Annotated in this window: 16 protein-coding genes; 7 read left to right on the top strand and 9 right to left on the bottom strand. The window is 71.1% G+C overall.

Annotation, left to right across the window (positions count from 1 at the left end; all coding sequences use genetic code 11):
* Window positions 1-449: 449 nt before the first annotated feature.
* On the bottom strand, window positions 450-1451 hold the full coding sequence (locus ABH920_RS49305; protein ID WP_370356703.1) for a stage II sporulation protein M: 1002 nt from the start codon (window positions 1449-1451) through the stop codon (window positions 450-452).
* 143 nt (window positions 1452-1594) lie between these two features.
* On the opposite strand from ABH920_RS49305, the gene ABH920_RS49300 reads away from it, so the two are divergent.
* Window positions 1595-2590: an RDD family protein gene (locus tag ABH920_RS49300; RefSeq protein WP_370356701.1), complete on the top strand. Its 996-nt coding sequence runs from the start codon at window positions 1595-1597 to the stop codon at window positions 2588-2590.
* Window positions 2591-2709: 119 nt separating this feature from the next.
* On the opposite strand, the gene ahcY is transcribed toward ABH920_RS49300, so the two are convergent.
* From ahcY to ABH920_RS49285, 3 genes are all read right to left on the bottom strand, one after another.
* On the bottom strand, window positions 2710-4167 hold the full coding sequence (gene ahcY / locus ABH920_RS49295) for an adenosylhomocysteinase (protein ID WP_370356699.1): 1458 nt from the start codon (window positions 4165-4167) through the stop codon (window positions 2710-2712).
* Window positions 4168-4267: 100 nt separating this feature from the next.
* The gene (locus ABH920_RS49290; RefSeq protein WP_370356697.1) at window positions 4268-4441 is read right to left on the bottom strand and encodes a Trm112 family protein; all 174 of its coding nucleotides are present in this window, start codon (window positions 4439-4441) and stop codon (window positions 4268-4270) included.
* Between the two features lie 78 nt (window positions 4442-4519).
* Complete coding sequence (locus ABH920_RS49285; protein WP_370356695.1) at window positions 4520-5869, bottom strand: phosphomannomutase/phosphoglucomutase; 1350 nt, start codon at window positions 5867-5869, stop codon at window positions 4520-4522.
* A gap of 240 nt (window positions 5870-6109) precedes the next feature.
* On the opposite strand from ABH920_RS49285, the gene ABH920_RS49280 reads away from it, so the two are divergent.
* Both ABH920_RS49280 and ABH920_RS49275 read left to right on the top strand, forming a co-directional pair.
* Entirely contained in the window at window positions 6110-6502 is a 393-nt protein-coding gene (locus ABH920_RS49280; protein WP_370356693.1) for a DUF3499 domain-containing protein, read from the top strand.
* 134 nt (window positions 6503-6636) lie between these two features.
* Window positions 6637-7140: a metallopeptidase family protein gene (locus ABH920_RS49275; protein ID WP_370356691.1), complete on the top strand. Its 504-nt coding sequence runs from the start codon at window positions 6637-6639 to the stop codon at window positions 7138-7140.
* A 121-nt stretch (window positions 7141-7261) separates the two neighbouring features.
* Here ABH920_RS49275 and ABH920_RS49270 read toward each other — a convergent pair whose 3' ends face one another.
* The 3 genes from ABH920_RS49270 to ABH920_RS49260 form a co-directional block, all read right to left on the bottom strand.
* Window positions 7262-9007: a DUF5719 family protein gene (locus ABH920_RS49270; RefSeq protein ID WP_370356689.1), complete on the bottom strand. Its 1746-nt coding sequence runs from the start codon at window positions 9005-9007 to the stop codon at window positions 7262-7264.
* Window positions 9004-12798 carry a glycosyltransferase gene (locus ABH920_RS49265; protein ID WP_370356687.1) on the bottom strand — a complete coding sequence of 1265 codons (3795 nt, stop codon included), beginning with the start codon at window positions 12796-12798 and terminating at the stop codon, window positions 9004-9006. The genes ABH920_RS49270 and ABH920_RS49265 overlap by 4 nt, the downstream gene beginning before the upstream one ends.
* A gap of 226 nt (window positions 12799-13024) precedes the next feature.
* Entirely contained in the window at window positions 13025-13282 is a 258-nt protein-coding gene (locus ABH920_RS49260) for a WhiB family transcriptional regulator (RefSeq protein ID WP_194915663.1), read from the bottom strand.
* Window positions 13283-13767: 485 nt separating this feature from the next.
* Here ABH920_RS49260 and ABH920_RS49255 point away from each other — a divergent pair, with 485 nt between their 5' ends.
* Genes ABH920_RS49255 through ABH920_RS49245 form a run of 3 tightly spaced genes read left to right on the top strand, consistent with a single transcriptional unit; the run spans window position 13768 to window position 16292 of the window.
* On the top strand, window positions 13768-14019 hold the full coding sequence (locus ABH920_RS49255; protein WP_370356685.1) for a hypothetical protein: 252 nt from the start codon (window positions 13768-13770) through the stop codon (window positions 14017-14019).
* Between the two features lie 12 nt (window positions 14020-14031).
* Window positions 14032-15060, top strand: a complete 1029-nt coding sequence (gene cofD / locus ABH920_RS49250) for a 2-phospho-L-lactate transferase (protein WP_370356683.1) — start codon at window positions 14032-14034, stop codon at window positions 15058-15060.
* A 2-nt stretch (window positions 15061-15062) separates the two neighbouring features.
* Window positions 15063-16292 (top strand): coenzyme F420-0:L-glutamate ligase, encoded by a 1230-nt coding sequence (locus ABH920_RS49245; protein ID WP_370356681.1) that lies wholly within the window; start codon window positions 15063-15065, stop codon window positions 16290-16292.
* 3 nt (window positions 16293-16295) lie between these two features.
* On the opposite strand, the gene ABH920_RS49240 is transcribed toward ABH920_RS49245, so the two are convergent.
* The gene (locus ABH920_RS49240) at window positions 16296-16730 is read right to left on the bottom strand and encodes a nuclear transport factor 2 family protein (protein WP_370356679.1); all 435 of its coding nucleotides are present in this window, start codon (window positions 16728-16730) and stop codon (window positions 16296-16298) included.
* A gap of 111 nt (window positions 16731-16841) precedes the next feature.
* Here ABH920_RS49240 and ABH920_RS49235 point away from each other — a divergent pair, with 111 nt between their 5' ends.
* Window positions 16842-17315 carry a MarR family winged helix-turn-helix transcriptional regulator gene (locus tag ABH920_RS49235; RefSeq protein ID WP_370356677.1) on the top strand — a complete coding sequence of 158 codons (474 nt, stop codon included), beginning with the start codon at window positions 16842-16844 and terminating at the stop codon, window positions 17313-17315.
* Here ABH920_RS49235 and ABH920_RS49230 read toward each other — a convergent pair.
* Window positions 17293-18330, bottom strand: a complete 1038-nt coding sequence (locus tag ABH920_RS49230; protein ID WP_370356675.1) for a DNA-3-methyladenine glycosylase — start codon at window positions 18328-18330, stop codon at window positions 17293-17295. The two genes, ABH920_RS49235 and ABH920_RS49230, sit on opposite strands and share 23 nt — an antisense overlap.
* Window positions 18331-18357 lie beyond the last annotated feature (27 nt).

Below are 18357 nucleotides of genomic sequence, written 5' to 3'. Positions count from 1 at the left end.
AGTTCTCAAGAAACAGACGCCCGAACCACTCGTCCCGGAACCTTCGTTCCGATCGGCTGCGACCCGGCGTTGTCAGGTCTTGCTGTTTTTCTTTTATCTTTCTTGCCTTGCTTCGCTTTAGATCTTAGCAGATCCTCCGCGTTACTCGCAATTTCAACTTTCGTTTGATTGCGATTGCCGGTTCAGGATTCTTTTTCGAACCCTTGCCCCGGCGGCTTGGTTACTCTAGCATGGTTTCTTTGGGCTCTCGCCCGCCGTTCCTGCTTGACAGCAACCCCTCTAGCTTACGCTCCCCGAACACGCGTGTCAACCTGATGGCCGTCGCCAGTTCATGGAGGGGAACCCTGTAAGTATGGCACATGTCTGAGGTCGCAGACGAATCGACGGTGTCTACCCATCACTCAGAGGGCTGAAACCATCGGTTCGCTGATCGGATCCCGGCGGCCCGACTAAGCCCTCGTGGGTACCACGTCTGCCCTGTCGGCCCTGCTGACGTCGCCTGTTTCGCCGCGCAGCGCGGCCCGGCGACCAACGAAGAACACGTACACGAGGAACAGCGTCTCCGCCGTGAAACCGATCGTGAGCCGCACCGGAGCGGACGTGTGCCCGGTCACGAACCCCTCGATCGAACCTGACACCAACAGCACGCACGCCAACCCGAGCGCCATCGTCCCGAGCACCCGCCCCTGCTCCCCCAGCGCCTCGCCGCGAGTCCGCGGTCCCGGCGAGAGAAGCGTCCACGCGATGCGCATCCCGCAGCCGCCGGCGACGAACACCGCGGTGAGTTCCAACATCCCGTGCGGGGCGACGAGCGACAGGAACGTGCCGAAGCGTCCGTGCGCCGCCATGAACCCGCCGTCGATCGCCAGGTTCGCCGTGTTCATGTACATGGCGACGAAGGGGAAGACCAGCGTCACCCCTCCGAAGAGCGCCAGTGCGGACACCCAGGCGTTGTTCACCCATACCTTGAAGCCGAACGACCCCGGACTGAACTCCGTGTAATACGTCTCGAACTGCCCACCGGGCCGGAACACCCCGTTCACGAGATCCGGTGAGGCCAGCTCCCCCTGCACCCGCGGATTGGCGGCGATGTACCAGCCCATGAAGAACGCGGCCACAAGTGAGATCACCGCAGTGGCGATCCACCAGCGTCGCGCTCTATAGAGAGCCGCCGGAAAACCGTCGGTGAAGAAGTACAGGATCTCTCTCCAGGCCGGAACACGCGGTCCGGCGATGGCGCCGCGCGCGGTCGCCAGGAGGGACGACAGGTGGCCGACCACTACAGCGTCCGGCGCCGCGGACCTCACTACAGACAGATGCGTGGCGACGTTCTGGTAGAGCGCGACAAGTTCGTCCGCCTCGCCGCCGTCCAGAGCGCGGCTCCGGTTCGACAACTGCGCCAGGCGAGCCCACTCCGCGCGGTGGGCCGCTGCGTATGCATCGATGTCCACGTGTAGGAAGACCCCGCCTCTGTGAGAAGCCAGCGCTCTATGGGAAGTCTGTGGTGAGAATCTGTGGTGAGAAACTGTGCGCCCACGGTATGAGCCGTCTACCGTTGCCGCAACAACGTCAGCCCGGAGTGGAGACAAAGACCTTGAGCGACCTGGTCATCGGCGAGGGCGTGGCCCTGGATCTCCGGCTCGCCAAGCTGCCGAGCCGCGCGCTGGCCCGGCTGCTGGACCTGCTCGTCCAGGCCGGCCTGCTGGGTGTGCTCGCCGCCGTGCTCGGAGTGGTGGCGTCGGCCGGCGCGGTCGACGACGCGGTGATGGCCGGGCTCATGATCGTCATAACCGTCGCGGTGGTGGTCGGATACCCGGCGCTGCTGGAGACCGTCGCCCGCGGACGCACGCTGGGCAAGATGGCGCTCGGACTGCGCGTGGTGCGCACCGACGGCGGCCCGGTGCGTTTCCGGCACGCGCTCGTGCGCGCGCTCTCAGGCATCTTCGACCTCTACGCCACAGTCGGTGTGCTCGCCGTGGTGACCTCCTTCTGCTCGAAGCAGGGGCGCCGCACCGGTGACTGGCTCGCCGGGACGGTCGTGGTCCGCGACCGGGCCCCGGACGCCGGCGTGAGCCCGGCCGGGATGGCGGCACTGGCGATGCCGTATCCGTTGCTCGGCTGGGCACAGCAGTTGGACCTGTCGGTGCTCCCGGACGACGTGGCCCTGTCCGCGCGCCAGTACCTGACACGCATGCACGAGATGCGCCCGGACGTCGCCGCGCGCATGGGCCACGAGGTCGCCACCGAAGTCGTCCGTTACGTCGCGACGCCGCCGCCCGGAACCCCGCCGTGGGCCTACCTGGCGGCGATCACCGCCGAACGCCGGGTACGGCAGATGCGGGCCGCGGAGGCGGCTCACCGGGCGGCGTGGGAGCGGGCTCAGAGGCAGGCTCCGGCCTACGCCGGAGCGCCGGGTCCGCCGGCTACGCCGCCGCCAGGCACCCCCATGGCACCCGCAACGCCCCCAGCGCCCACAGCACCCGCTCCGGCGGCATGGCAGGGCTCGATGGTGCCGCCGGTCCAGGATCGGATGCCAGGAACCGAGCCGGCGCCGGAGCCCGACCGCGACGGGTTCAAGCCGCCGCTCTAGAACCACGCACCAACGCTCACCCTTCCGCGAAGTGAAACGCCGAGGCCGGCCCCGCCAAGCGGGACCGGCCTCACACACGCGATTCGAACCAGATCAGTACCGGAGCTCAGTACCGAAGCTCAGTACCGGTAGTGCTCCGGCTTGTACGGCCCCTCGACCTCGACGCCGATGTAAGCGGCCTGATCCGGCGACAGCTTCGTCAGCTTCACGCCGAGCGCGTCCAGGTGCAGCCGCGCCACCTTCTCGTCCAGGTGCTTCGGCAGCACGTACACGCCGATCGGGTACTCCGCGGTCTTCGTGAACAGCTCGATCTGCGCGATCACCTGGTTGGTGAACGAGTTCGACATCACGAAGCTCGGGTGGCCGGTGGCGTTGCCCAGGTTCAGCAGGCGGCCCTCGGAGAGCACGATGATCGTCTTGCCGTCCGGGAACTTCCAGGTGTGGACCTGCGGCTTGACCTCGACCTTCTCGATGCCCGGGATCTTGGCCAGGCCGGCCATGTCGATCTCGTTGTCGAAGTGGCCGATGTTGCCGACGATCGCCTGGTGCTTCATCGCGGTCATGTCCGCCGCCATGATGATGTCCTTGTTGCCGGTCGCGGTGACGAAGATGTCCGCGCTCCCGACGACGTCCTGCAGCGTGGCCACCTGGAAGCCGTCCATCGCCGCCTGCAGCGCGCAGATCGGGTCGACCTCGGTGATGATCACGCGCGCGCCCTGGCCGCGCAGCGACTCGGCGCAGCCCTTGCCGACGTCGCCGTAGCCGCAGATGACCGCGACCTTGCCGCCGATCAGCACGTCGGTGGCGCGGTTGATGCCGTCGACCAGGGAGTGGCGGCAGCCGTACTTGTTGTCGAACTTGCTCTTGGTGACCGAGTCGTTGACGTTGATCGCCGGGAAGAGCAGCGAGCCCTCCTTGGCCATCTCGTACAGCCGGTGCACGCCGGTGGTCGTCTCCTCGGTGACGCCCTTGATGCGCTCCCCGATGGCGGTCCAGCGGTTGCCGTCCTCGGACAGCGACTTGCGCAGCAGCGCCAGGAAGACCTGGAACTCCTCGCTGTCGGCGTCCGTGGCGTCCGGCACGGAGCCGGCCTTCTCGAACTCCGTGCCCTTGTGGACCAGCATGGTGGCGTCGCCACCGTCGTCCAGGATCATGTTCGGACCGGTGTTGCCGTCGCCGGTGTCCGGCCACTGCAGCATCCGGTCCGTGCACCACCAGTACTCCTCCAGCGTCTCGCCCTTCCAGGCGAAGACCGGGATGCCGGCCGGAGCCTCCGGCGTCCCCTGGCCGACCACGATCGCCGCGGCGGCGTGGTCCTGGGTGGAGAAGATGTTGCAGGAAGCCCAGCGCACTTCGGCACCGAGGGCCGCGAGGGTCTCGATGAGGACCGCGGTCTGCACCGTCATGTGCAGTGAGCCCGAGATGCGCGCCCCGCGCAGGGGCTGCGCGTCCGCGTACTCGGCGCGGATCGCCATCAGGCCGGGCATCTCGTGCTCGGCGAGGGTGATCTCCTTGCGGCCGAATTCGGCCAGGGACAGGTCAGCGACCTTGTAGTCGCTCGGAGTGAGGACGCTCACGGCGTTTCTCCTGTTTCGTCGGCTGACGTTGCGTTTATGAATGTAGCGGTTCGCGGGGCTTACTTGCTCACCCGGATGGTGCCGAAGGCCGCCCGAGGGCTCAGGCGGCCTTCGTCGCCTCGTCGATGAGCAGGACCGGGATGCCGTCGCGGACCGGGTACACCAGCGCACACTCCGAGTTGGTGCAGGCGAGCGCGGAGGCGGCGTCCTCCTCGCGCAGCGGCGAGTGGCACTTCGGGCAGGCCAGGATCTCCAGCAGGGAGGGCTCGATCACGGCGGGGCTCCAATCAGGTCGGGTCGGAAGGTGGTGCGGGCGGACCGATTGTGCGGGTCCGCCCGGCGGTTTCGCACCTCAGGCGCGGACGATCGCCAGCACCTCGTCGCGCAGCGCGGCCACCGCGTCGGCGTCGGCCGCCTCGATGTTCAGGCGCAACAGGGGCTCGGTGTTCGACGGTCGCACATTGAACCACCAGCCGTCACCGGTGACGGTCAGGCCGTCGAGCTCGTCCACGGTGACGCCGGGACGGCTCTCGAACGCCGCCCGGACCGCGGCCGAACGGCCGGCCTGGTCGGCGACCTCGCTGTTGACCTCGCCGGAGGACGCGTAGCGGGTGTAGTCCGAGGCCAGCTCCGACAGCGGCGCGTCCTGCTCGCCGAGCGCGGCCAGCACGTGCATCGCGGCCAGCATGCCGGTGTCGGCCTTCCAGAAGTCCTGGAAGTAGTAGTGCGCCGAGTGCTCGCCGCCGAAGACCGCGCCGGTGTTCGCCATCTCCTGCTTGATGAAGGAGTGGCCGACCCGGGTGCGGACCGGGACGCCGCCGTGCTCGCGCACGATCTCCGGCACCGCCGCCGAGGTGATCAGGTTGTGGATGATCGTGGCGCCCGGGTGCTTGGCCAGTTCGCGCACCGCGACCAGGGCGGTGATCGTGGACGGGGCGACGGGCTCGCCGCGCTCGTCGACCACGAAACAGCGGTCGGCGTCGCCGTCGAAGGCCAGGCCGAGGTCGGCCCGGTGCTCGACGACCGCGCGCTGCAGGTCGACGAGGTTCTTCGGGTCCAGCGGGTTCGCCTCGTGGTTCGGGAAGGTGCCGTCCAGCTCGAAGTAGAGGTCGACGACGTCCAGCGGCAGGCCGTTGAAGACGGTGGGAACCGTATAGCCGCCCATCCCGTTCGCCGCGTCGACGACCACCTTCAGCGGGCGGATCTTCGACAGGTCGACCAGCTTGTTCAGGTACGCGGCGTAGTCGTCGAGCATGGCCTGCCGGGTGACGGTGCCGGTCTTGTCCGCCGGCGGCAGCGGGTTCCCGTCGATGATCGCCTGCGCGGCCTCGCGGATCTGCACCAGGCCGGAGTCCTGGCCGATCGGCGCGGCGCCGGCCTTGCACATCTTGATCCCGTTGTACTTCGCCGGGTTGTGACTGGCCGTGAACATCGCGCCGGGCATGTCCAGGGCGCCGGAGGCGAAGTAGAGCAGGTCCGTGGAGGCCAAGCCGATCTCCACGACGTCCACGCCCCGCGAGGCGGCGCCGCGGGCGAACGCCGCGGCCAGATCCGGCGAGCTCGGGCGCATGTCGTGGCCCACCACTACCGAGGGCGCGCCCGCGAACTCGGCGAACGCCGCGCCGACCGCCTCGGTGTCGGTCTCGTCGAGCTGGTCCGGGACCACCCCGCGTACGTCGTATGCCTTGACGATCTGTGACAAGTCGTGGCCAGAAGGAATCGACGCTGACACTGGCTCCCGCTTTCAGGTCTGGTTTCAGGTGGGTCGAGCCTATCCCGGGCAGCGGGCCCCGGTGGTCCGGTGGTCGCCGGACGAGGGTGGCGCGGCGGAGCGGGTGGTCACGGCTCCGGCGCCCGCGCGAGGACCCAGCCGGACGACCCGCGCACGGATGTAGGGCGTGCCAGTGTTCCATCCGCGCCGGCAAGCGCTAATCTCCACCAAGTGAGCCCAGCCCGCAGATGTTCGCGAACCGCGTGTAGCCGTCCGGCCGTCGCGACGCTCACGTACGTGTACGCGGACTCCACCGCCGTCCTCGGCCCTCTGGCCGCTTATATCGAGCCGCACAGCTACGACCTGTGCGCTGAGCACTCGACCCGGCTGACCGCCCCGCGGGGGTGGGCCGTGCTGCGGTTGACCGAACCCGATCCGGGCCCCTCGCAGCCCTCGTCGGACGACCTCGAAGCACTGGCGAACGCGGTACGCGAGGCCGCTCGCGGGCCCCGTGGGGAGCGCGGGAGCCGTGGGGACCGGGGTGCGCACGGGGACGACGGGGACGGTGCGGTCCTCTCGCGGGCCCGGGGCCACCTGCGGGCGCTGCCCGATCCCGAGCACTGAGCGCGGACCGAGCCCGCGTCGAGTCCGGTACCGAGCGCCGGACCGAGCCCGGACCGGGCTCACACCGAGCCCGCGCTGAGCCACGCCCGGAGCGAAAGCCGAGGTCACGGCGCAGTCTGCCCGACACGTGGGGAATGACTGTCGCCGAGGGGCGGATCGGCGGTTACGCTCGACGCGTGCCCATCACTGCCTCGATCAGGTCGGGGGCCGGCCAGGAGCCCCGCCGCCGGAAGCATACGCGTGACAGGCGGGGGCGGGGTCTGCGCGGACCCCTCGCCCCGCCGCAGGTCCCGCTGGCGTTGACGCGCGCCGAGCAGTTCGACGAGCTGGTGCTGGACGCCGTGGAACGGCTGGAGCGGCGCTGGCCGCGGCTGGCCGAGATCGAGCTGGCGGTCGAGGAGGTCCCGCCGGCCGACGCCGAGAACTGGAGCGAAGAGGCCGTGCCGCTGGGCCGGGTGATCGCGGACCGGCCCGGCGAGCCGGTGCGGATCGTGGTGTACCGGCGGCCGGTGGAGGCCCGGGCCGCGGGCCGGCCGGAGCTGGCGGACCTGGTCTACGAAGTGGTCGTCGAACAAGTCGCGGAGCTGCTGGGCATGGAGCCCGACGAGGTGGATGAGGGGCGGGACGAGGAGGACTGAGAAGTCCGTCCGTTTTCCTATATATAGAGTGTTGCACCCTATATACGTCATCTCAGATAACACATAGAGACTCAAAAGCCGCCGGCCGAGCAGAACGCTCGGCCGGCGGCTGTGCTCCGTCTCAGCGGGCGACGGCGCCCGACAGGTCCGGCGCCACCGGCGGCACCGCCGCCGACACCCGGGCGTCCTCCAGCGTCTCTGCGGTGACCTGCATACCGCCCTTGGCCGGCAGGTCCGACAGGATGCGCGCGCCGTAGAGCGGGTCCGAGCCCGGCTGCGGCTGGACGATCGTGGTGAACCAGCCGGTGGCCTTCGGGGTGTAGGCGACCGTGCTGTTGGCCGCGATCGTCACCTGGTCGACGGCCGGCTTGTTGTCGGCGCCGATGGTGGTCACCTGGACCGTCGACCCCTTGCTCCCGGCGGAGGTGAGGATCAGCGTGCTCTTGGCCGCGCCGCCGACGTTGCTGTCGCTGACGATCGCCTCGCTGCTCACCGGCGGGGTCGGGGCCAGGTAGGCGCTGTCCTGGGTGCCGCTCTTCGGGTCGGTCTCGACCAGCCGGACCCCGGACACGAACGAGCCGCCGCTGCCGACGATCTGCAGCGCCGCCGACTCGGTCGGGTCCTGCGCGGCCGAGGTCATGTTCAGTATCACCGTGTGGTCCGGGGCGATGCTCAGCGGGCTGTCGCGCTTGGTGTAGCCCTTGCCCGGGTCCTGCGTCTGCGCCGCCAGCTCGATCCGGCCCTGCTTGCCGTACCAGTAGACGTGGTCGATGCTGACCGGCACGTCGCTGGTGGAGGTGATGACCAGGTCGAACTTCGTCAGGGTGTTCCCCGGGGCGGGGATGCCCGGGATGGTCTGCGAGGTCTCGGCGGCCACGGCCGGCGTCTGGGCGGGGATGAAGTCCATGCCGCGGCCGGTGCCGTTGTCGCTCTTCTGCGGCTTGTCCATGTCCAGGACCTGGGCCGCGACCCGGCCCTCGGTGGTGCTGACGTGCACGCTGGCCACGGCGCTGGCCTGGGCCGCGGCGCCGAGGGGGCTGCTGAGCTGGTACTTGACCGAGGTGTGGGGCAGGACCGTGATGTCGTGGCCGAGGGTGCCGGTGTCGATCTTGCCGTCCTGGCCGTAGTAGGTCAGGTTGACGGTGGCCGGGGCGTTGTCGGTGTTCGCCATGTAGAGCCACGAGTCGCGGTCCGTGGTGCCGACCGAGACCCCGGCGAACCAGAAGTCGGTGCTCGGAGTGGTGCAGGGCGAGGCGGCCATGCCCCGCTGGTTGCCGCTGTCGCTGCGGATCAGCTCGCCGGCGGTGAAGCCCGGGGCGTAGGAACCGGTGGCCTGCAGGACCAGCGGCACCGGCTGGAGCTCGCCGACGTCGTTGGTGACCGTGTTGAACTGCGTGACCTGCTGCGCGCTGGAACGGGTGCCGGCGGCCCCGATCTTCAACGGGGCGAACGGCTTGCCGTCGACGTACTGCACGCTCGCGCCGTCGGTGCCGGTCGTGGCGTTGCCCGACGGAGTGAAGGTGGTCAGCGACGTCGAGGTGTCGTTGCCGGCGCCCATCTGGCCCTGGCAGACCGCGGTGGCGCTGCCGACCGGCAGGGTGCGCGAGGTCTGCTCGCTGACCGCGCTCTTGTTCTGCGTGCCGGTGGAGAACCCGTAGCCGAGGCCGGCCAGCAGGACCACCGCGACCACGCCGAGGGCGCCGAAGGCGGAGATCGGGGAGGTGCGGGTCTTGGCCAGCGCGCGGCCTCTTGGCGCACCGCCGGTCGGGCGCGGCGCGGCGCCGGTCGGACGTGCTCCGGCGGGGCGCGCTGGGCGCTGCGGGCGGTCTTCCGCGCCGGGAGGCGCGGGACGGTTCGGCCGGGTCATCGGTAGCCTCCCTGCCGGTAGTCGTCGGTCTCGAAGTCGGGGCGCTCGAAGTCCGGGCGCTCGTACTCACCGGTGCCGGGGCGCAGGTAGCCGCCGTACGCTTCGGGGTTCTCGTACTCGCCGCTGTACTCGGCGGCGGCGTATTCGTGACCGCCGTATTCCTGGCCGCTGTAGCCGGCCGGCTGCTGCGCATAGGGATCTTGCGGATCCGGGTACGCCTCGGGCTGCTGCTGCTGAGCGTACGGGTCCGGCTGCTGCGCGTAGGCGTCCTGCTCGTACTGCTGCGCGTATGGATCTTGCTGCTGCGCATATGGGTCCGGTTGCGCATACGGATCCGGCTGCGCGTACTGCTCCTGCTGGGCGTACTGCTCCGGTTGCGTGTACTGCTCCTGCTGGGCGTACTGCTCCTGCGGGTACTCGTACTGCGGCTCGTATTCCGGCTCGGGCTCCGGCGCGAGTTCCGGCGCGGGCTCCGGGTCCGGCTCCGGGGTGTACTGGCCGGGCAGGCTCGGCGGGACGTAGTCGTCCGGGTCGGAGCCCGGCCCCCGCTCCTCGACCCGGCCGCCGGTCGGCAGCGCCATGATCAGCGCGAACAGGAAGATCAGGCCCTCGCCGACCAGCCACACCGTGCGCGACGCGTCCGAGTAGGACACCGTCACCGTGCCGCCGCCGGCCGGCAGCGTGAAGCCCTGCGCCCAGCCGTCGACCGTCACCCGGGGCAGGTCGGCGCCGTTCATCCGGGCCGACCAGTTGCTGTCCGCGTCCTCGGCGAGCACCAGCTGGCGGCCGTCCTGGCCGGCGGCCACGGTGGCCGTGATCGTGCGGTCGTTCGCGGCGGTCTGCACCAGGGCCTTGGGGTCGCTGGTACCCGGACCGCGCAGCGAGACCCGGGAAGCCGGGTTGGCGATCTTCCAGAGGTTGACGCCCTGGATCTGCGACTGCCGGTCCAAGCCGGGGGTGGCGTCGAGGATGTGGACGTAGTCCGGGGTCAGGGTCTTCATACCCACGACGTAGCGGACGCCGAGCGACGCCAGCCCCTGCAGCTCGCTGCCGCCGGAGTCCGACAGCAGGCCGCCGACCAGGGTGTTGATCCGGTCCGCGTCGGCCTTCGGGACCTGGTAGTCGGCGTCGCCGAGGCTGGCGCCGTTGTCCCGCACGATGCCGTAGCCGATCACCGTCTGCGCGCCGGATCCCAGGATCAGGGCCCGCGGCTGGTCGGGCATCTGGGACTGGACCGACACCACGGCCGGGCGGAAGTCCGCGGCGGAGCGCTGGATCGGCCCGGCGACGCCGTGCGTCACCCACCAGCCGGCCGCGATGACCGGCGTGGCGACCGCGGCCAGCGCCACCACCAGCGCGGCCGGCTGGCGCCAGCTGAGCTGCGAGGCCTGGAAGTAGTCGCGCGCACCCTCGGCGCCGATCACCGCGGCCACGATCAGGCCGAAGCCGATCGCCGCGGTCGGCACGCCGCTCCACGGCTGCTGCGGCAGCCCGCCGGCCAGGCCGGTCGGGCGCACCTGGAGCGCCAGCAGGCCGGCGAAGAAGCCGGCCAGGGCCAGCGTCCAGCCGGCGAAGCTCAGGCGGCGGCGCGGGCCGCTGCGCAGCAGTCCGGCGAAGCCGGCCAGGAACAGGCCGCCGGTGATCCAGTAGGCGTAGGTGCCCGGGCCGCCGGGGTTGGCCAGCAGCAGGTGCGTGGGGTCCGGGTTCTTGCCGGGCAGCGGCGGCAGGCCGGGCTCCAGCAGGAACGCCGCCGGGTGCTTCACCAGCTGGAGCGACCACGGCATCAGGACCGCGATCGGGGTCACCAGCAGGATCGCCAGCCGGACCAGCACGGTCGCGAAGTCCGCGGTGGAGCGCCAGAACACGGTCATCGCGGCGCCGGCCGCGAGCACCGCGCACAGCACCCAGACGATCGGGGCGAACGCCATGCCGATGGCGATCGCGAAGGCGGCGGGCCACGCGGCGCGCACCGAGCCCTTACGCCCCGGGCCACCTATGGCGAGCAGCACCCCGGAGGCCGCCAGCGGCAGCAGGATGATACCCACCGCCGAGCCCAGCCGGCCACCGGAGATCGCGCCGGTGGCCGCGGGCAGCAGCGCGTAGGCGGCCGATCCCCAGACCCGCAGGGAGCTGGAGGAGACGGTGCGCTTGAGGACCGCGAAGGCGGTGAGCCCGGACAGCGGCACGGAGCCGAGCAGCAGGACCGTCACCGCGAGGCTGGCGTGGCCGAACAGCAGGGTGCCGAGCAGGGCCACGACCGCCAGGTACGGCGGCGCCGGAGAGGTGGAGCCGGTGGCGACGCCGTGCCAGGGGGCGAAGAAGTCGTGCCACAGGTCGGAGGCGCCGGCCGGCGCGGGCAGCAGCGAGCCGCCCATCAGCCGGCCGCCGGTGAGCAGGTTCCGCGCCGCCACCATCATCACGACGGTCAGCGCTATCCACACGAAGTTCCCGGGCATCCGGACCGCGCGGATCAGCCACGGCGTCCCGGAGTCGAAGGACTCGGCCTCCTCGGAGACCGGACCGCTCTCGATGGAGCCGCCGCCGGCCTCGTCGTCGCGCTGGTTCCGGGAGCGGAAGCCCTCGAACGCGTCCTCGAAGGTGTGGCGGAAGACCTGCAGGCGCGACGGGAACAGCGAGTCCAGGTCCACCGGGCCCTGGGCCCGGGTCCGCGCCCTGGCCCGCCGGGCGCGCACGATGCGGTCCATACGGCCCGCGTACGCCAGCGCCGCCAGCACCTCGTCGGCGGCCTTCAGCGGCGTCTTGTTGAGCACCAGGCCGATCGCGCGCAGCAGCGACCAGAAGAACAGCCGCAGGAACGTCAGTATCGGGAAGCGGCCCGCGTGGTTGACGGTGACCGCGTACAGCGCGTGCTGGCGGTCCTCGAAGTGCGGCCGCGAGACGCCGGCGCTGATCCGCCGCTCGCCGCGGGTCGCCGCCTCGGCGTGCCAGAACACCGCCTTCGGCGCGGTGAGCACGTCGTAGCCGGAGTTGTTGGCGCGCCAGCAGAAGTCCAGGTCGTCGCGGAACATCGGGATCGCGCGGTCGAAGCCGCGCAGCCGGTCCCAGACCTCGCGCCGGACGAGCATGCCGGCGCTGGACACCGAGAGCACCCGGGTCGGCTCGGCGTGCTGGCCCTGGTCGTGCTCGCCGTCCTCCAGGCCGGTCCAGCGGCGGCCGTCGGAGGTGACGGTGACGCCGACCTCGAGCAGCTGTTCGCGGTCGTGCCAGCCGCGGATCTTGGGGCCGATGACCGCGGCCTCGGGGTGGTACTCCCCCACTTCCAACAACCGCAGCAGGGCGTCCGGCGCGGGCTCGGAGTCGTCGTGCAGGAGCCACAGCCACTCCACCACCTGGTCGCCGCGGCCATAGAGGTCGAAGTCGGCGACCGGGGCGGCCTTGAGCGCGTGGTTCACGGCGGTACCGAAGCCGGTGTTGCGCTTGGTCTGCAGCACCGCCTCTGGACCCAGGTTCTCGTCCAGGATGGCCAGCGAGTCGTCCTTGGACCCGGTGTCCACGGCCAGGATCCGCTGGGGCGCGCGCAGCTGCCCGAGCAGGCCCTTGAGGGAGTCCTCCAGCCAGCGCGCGCCGTCGTGGGAGACCACCACCGCGGTGACCACGTGGTTCGGAAAGGCGTTGACCGCCGCCTCGGCGGCGGCCCGGCGGCGGGCGTCGACGTCGGCCACGGCGAACTGGCCGGTCCCGCCGGGCTGGCCGCCGTAGCCGCCGGAGGCGAACTGGCCGGTGGCGGACAGGCCGCCGGTCCGGTATCCGGATTCTGGGTACTGGGACATACTGCGCTGGCACCGGCTCCGGTCTCGGGAATCCCCGCTCGGGGGCGGACTGAGGGTCCACCATACGCGAGCGTTCGCAGATACCGACCGGCTATGCCGTTATGCCCGAATTGCGTTGTCGTGCAAGGAGAACACGGCCGCAGGGCCTTGACGGAAGAGTCCTCCACAGGTCCTCTTCCACCGGCCCGGCAGCCGTCAGGCGGCGGTCATATGGGACAGATCGCCGTCACACCGCGGCGCGCTTGAGTCGTCTGCGCTCGCGCTCGGACAGCCCGCCCCAGATCCCGAAGCGCTCGTCGTTGGACAGCGCGTAGGACAGGCACTCGGCCTTCACCTCGCAGTTGAGGCAGATCTTCTTCGCCTCCCGGGTCGACCCGCCCTTCTCCGGGAAGAAGGACTCGGGGTCGGTCTGCGCGCACAGGGCGCGGGACTGCCAGCCTCGGTCCTCGTCGACCCCGTTGTGGAGCGGATAGATGCGGTACACCTCGGCGTGACAAGCCTCTTCCGCGCCCTCTGTGTTCTCCGCGGCCTCGGCCACCGCAACGCCTCCTGGCCCTACCTGGTCCGCACGGAAGAAGATCACTCCCCGTGCGGAGATCATCACGACACGTTTGAAATTACACGCGCGTCATTACCGGGCCGTCAAGCCGGGATCTGGTAGCGACCATGCGATTCACCTGTTGGAGGTAATACGCGCCCCCACCATGCGGACGCCGCTTGACAGCGGTGCCGGTCGCCGGATGGGGTGGGGGCATCATGAAAGCGCGCATCGTGACCGCCGAGAGCCGCCGGGGCTTGTCCCCCGCCGCGGCGCAGGTCACCGCTGCGCGCACCGCGATGGAGTCGTGTCGCGGTCTGTGTTGTCGCTGTCTCTGTCACAGCTGACCTTTCCCACAGACCCACCGAAAGCAGCGGCCCGGCCGTTGCCCGGCCCGAAGCAGGCCGGATCTCCCAGCGGAGTTTTCCCCCATGCCGAACCAGGCTTCGTCCACGGCCACCGCCGCCCTCGCGCTCTCCCCCGCGCTCAACACGGCGCTCAACCCCACTCCGGCCCTCGCGCCGGACCTCGTCGCGCTTTTCCTCGGCGCGACCCCGCACCCGGACATCGTGATACCGGAACCCACGGTCACGGTCGCCGACCTGGCCGCCGCGGCCCGCGCCGAGGGGGTCGCGGCCGGCCGGCTGCGGTGGGACGCGGCCAGGCAGCGTTTCGCCTCCTGAAATACTGCCCTCATGCGCATCACAGCCCTTGCCGGAGGCGTCGGCGGAGCCCGATTCCTCCGCGGCCTGCTCGCGGCCGCACCCGACGCCGACGTCACCGTGATCGGCAACGTCGGCGACGACATGACCATGCACGGCCTGCGGATCTGTCCGGACCTGGACACCGTCATGTACACCCTCGGCGGCGGGATCCACGAGGGGCAGGGCTGGGGCCGCACCGAGGAGACGTTCGGGGTCGCCGACGAGCTGAAGGCCTACGGCGTGGGCCCGGACTGGTTCACCCTCGGCGACAAGGACATCGCCACACACCTGGTGCGCTCGCAGATGCTCGGCGCCGGCTACCCGCTGTCGGCGGTGACCGAGGCGCTGTGCACGCGCTGGGACCTGCCGGTACGACTGCTGCCCGCCAGCGACGAGCGGGTCGAGACGCACGTCGTGGTCGACGACCCCGAGGCCCCCGGCGGCCGCCGCGCGGTGCACTTCCAGGAGTACTGGGTCCGGATGCACGCGCCCGACGCGCGGGCGATCGTGTCGGTCGGCGCGGAGAACGCCAAGCCGGCCCCGGGCGTGCTGCAGGCGATCGCCGAGGCGGACGTCATCGTGCTGCCGCCGTCGAACCCCGTGGTGTCGATCGGCACCATCCTGGAGATCCCCGGCGTCCGGCAGGCCGTGGCGGACGCCGCGGCGCCGGTGGTGGGCCTGTCCCCGATCGTCGGCGGCGGTCCGGTGCGCGGCATGGCCGACAAGGTCCTGGCCGCGGTCGGCGTCGAGGTCACGGCGGCGGCCGTCGCCAAGCACTACGGCGCGCGGCTGCTGGACGGCTGGCTGGTCGACGCGGACGCGGACGCCGCCTCGGTCGCCGAGGTGGAGGCCGCCGGCATCGCCTGCCGCGCGGTCCCGCTGATGATGTCCTCCCCGGAGGCGACGCAGGCGATGGCCCAGGCGGCGCTGGACCTGGCCGCCGACATCGCCGCCGACATCGCCGCCGGCCGGAACCCCGCCGCGGGCTCCGCCGACGGCTCCGCGCGACCGGCGTCCTGACCATGGCCGACACCTCCTACACGGTGCACGCGGTCGCCGGGATCCCCGAAGTCGGCCCCGGCGACGACCTGGCGGCGCTGATCGCCGCCGCGGTGACGGGGTCCGGGCTGGGCCTGCGGGACGGCGACATCCTCTGCGTCACCTCCAAGATCCTGTCGAAGGCCGAGGGCCGCGTGGTCCGGGCCGACGACCGCGAGGCCGCGATCGACGCCGAGATGGTGCGGCTGGTCGCGCGCCGCGGGCCGACCCGGATCGTGCAGACCCGGCACGGCTTCGTGATGGCCGCGGCCGGCGTGGACGCGTCCAACACCCCGGCCGGCACCGTGCTGCTGCTCCCCGAGGACCCGGACGGCTCCGCCCGGGACATCGCCGACGCGCTGCGCGAGCGGTTCGGCGTCGCGGTGGGCGTGGTCGTGACCGACACCTTCGGGCGGCCGTGGCGCGAGGGCCAGACGGACGTGGCCATCGGCTGCGCCTACGTCAACGCGCTCATGGACCACCGCGGGACGATAGACGCCTTCGGCAACGAGCTGCTCGTGACCGCCGCGGCCACGGCCGACGAGTTGGCCGGCGCCGGCGAGGTGGTCAAGGGCAAGGCCGACGGCGTGCCGGTCGCGGTGATCCGGGGGCTGGGCGACCTGGTGACCGAGGAGCCGGGCCTCGGGGTGCGGCCGCTGATCCGGTCCGCGGAGAACGACATGTTCTCGCTCGGGACGACGGAGGCGATGCGCGAGGGGGTGCTGCGGCGCCGGACCACGCAGTGGTTCGCCTCGGACCCGGTGCCGCCGGAGTCGGTGCGCCGCGCGGTGGCGGCGGCCTTGACGGCTCCGGCTCCCGCTCCGGTTCCCGACAGCGACACGGTTCCGTGGCGGTTCGTCCTGCTGGAGTCCGAGACCGCCCGCAAGGCGTTCGCCAGCGGTCTGGCTTCCACCGCCAACACAGTGCTGGAGCGCGCGCCTTATCTGGTGGTCCCCTGCCACATCGCTACAGCGTTGCCGGCTAGGGACTTCCTCATCGCGTCTCTGGGCGCCGCTGTAGAGAACTTCCTGGTGACGCTCGCGGCCGAGGGCATCGGGTCCACATGGGCCGACCCGGACCCCGCCGCCATCAGAGAGCTGCTGGCGCTTCCCGACGGATGGGAGCCTCTGGGCGTCATCGCTATAGGGAAACCCGCGGAGGCGCCTTCTGCGCAGACTCCGCGGGATCCCGAAGACTTCATCACCGTGCGCTGACCTTTACAGCGCGACAGCCGGCTCCCCCACCCGGAACACCGGCCGGACGGTCAGCTCGCTGATCCGCCAGCCCTCCGCGGTGCGCACCACCTTGTTGCGGTACTGCCCAACCAGGACGCGCACCGGTTCCGGGCTGTCGGTGTGCCCGAACGCGCCGGTCACGTAGGCGCGCACCGTGCCGGTGTCGCCCTGGATCTCGACCAGGATGCTGTTGAACTGGTGCGCCAGGCGCTCGTAGCCCTCGTGGTTGCGGCGCGCCTGGTCGATCAGCGCCTCGCGCCCCTCCCGCGTGCCGCCGGGCGTGGTGCCGACGACGTCCTCGGTGAGGACCGCCTTCAGCCCGTCGAAGTCGTGCTCGTCCAGGCAGCGGCCCAGATTCACGAACAGGTCGGTGATCTCCGCGCGGTCTGCCAGGGTCTGGATGTCGTAGCCGGTCATCGTCGTCTCCCCATCAACCATTCGTTGGCCTGGCCAACATTGTGTTGGCTCTGCCAATGTTGGTCGCGCCAACCACTTCTGTCAACCCCTCCGCCGAAGTAGGCTGCGGCCATGGACCCGCTCACCACCCCCGTCCGCCTCCACGGCCGCGCGACCTGGCTGTTGGGCCAGGTCTCGAACCAGGGACACCGGCTGATCGGCGAGCGGATGCACGCCACCGGCGTGCCGAGCCGGTCGTACTACCCGCTGCTGGCGGCCCTGGCCGACTCCGGTCCGACCAGCCAGGCGGACCTCGGGCGGCGCATCGGGCTGGACCGCAGCGACGTCACCGCGGCGGTCACGGACCTGGAGGGGCGCGGCTGCCTGGAACGGGCGCCGGACCCGGCGGACCGGCGGCGCAATCTGGTCCGCATCACCGAGGGCGGTTTGCGGTTCCTCGGCGAGTTGGACGCGGAACTGGACGCCGCGCAGGAGGAACTGCTGGCTCCGCTGTCACCGGGCGAGCGGAAGACGCTGATCGAGACGCTGGCGCGCCTGGTGGATCACCACACGGGGCTGCGGATCAGCGGTACAGAAGAGCGCTGACGCGATAGCGGTGGCCGCGGTAGGGCTCCAGAAGCTCCAGCATGCGGTCGTCGTCCCACGCCATGGCCGGGTCCCCCAGAGCCCCGCACACGATGCGTGGCAGGTGCAGGTCGCCCACGGAGACCGCGTCCGCGTCGCCGTGCGAGCGGTGCATCACTTCGGCGGCCGTCCACACGCCGATGCCCGGGACGGTGCGGATGCGGCGCGCCGCATCATCGCGGTCCATCCCCACGGTCTCCTCCAAGCGCGCCGCGACGCGGGAGGCGCCGAGGATCGCCCGTGAGCGCTTGCCGTCGACACCGGCGCGGTGCCATTCCCAGGACGGGATCAGGGCCCACTCGCGGGGCGATGGAGAGACCCACAGGCGGACCTCTGCGGGAGCCCCTGGAGCGGGAATCCCATAGCGCCGCACCAGCAGTTGGTACGCGCGGTGCGCCTCCTGGACGGTGACGCGCTGCTCCAGGACCGCCGGAACCAGGGAGTCCCAGACCCGGCCGCTGCGGATCACGCGGAGTCCCCGGTTGCGGCGCAGGGACTGCACAAGCTGTGGATTGCCTTGCGCGGCAACCAGTTCGGCGAACTCCGCGCGCGTCTCCTCGGTATCACTGAGGCCGAGGAAATCGGGCAGCGTCTTGAGAAGCCAGGTCGCGCCGGGCCCCCAGGCTTCGGCCTCGACGGTCTCGGTCGTCGCCCGGCGCAGGCGCAGAGTGCCCGGGTCACCGGACGGCGTGCGGCAGCCGATCCACAGAGAGGCGTCTTCGGTGCGGCGGAACGTGGGGTCCCCGGCGCCGCGGCGCAGAACGCCCACCGACCCCGTGAGGTCGTAGCCGGGGTCGACGACGACGGTCTGGCAGGCCTCGGGTTCCGCGACCGGCTCCGGCGGCGCCTGCCGCGCGGCCGGGACGACGGGACGCCGGGGCGGGGCCGTGCGGCGCCGCTCGAAGGCGGCACCTCCACTGCGTCCCTTGCGGGCGGCCCAGACCGCCCGGATGTCGCTGTCCTCGTTGTCAGTCATCGCGGAGCAGAGTTTGCCATCCCGGTG

It is taken from the genome of Catenulispora sp. EB89, assembly GCF_041261445.1.
Taxonomy (GTDB): domain Bacteria; phylum Actinomycetota; class Actinomycetes; order Streptomycetales; family Catenulisporaceae; genus Catenulispora.
Note: the sequence above shows the minus strand (reverse complement) of the source record. Positions and strands in the feature narration are given on the sequence as shown.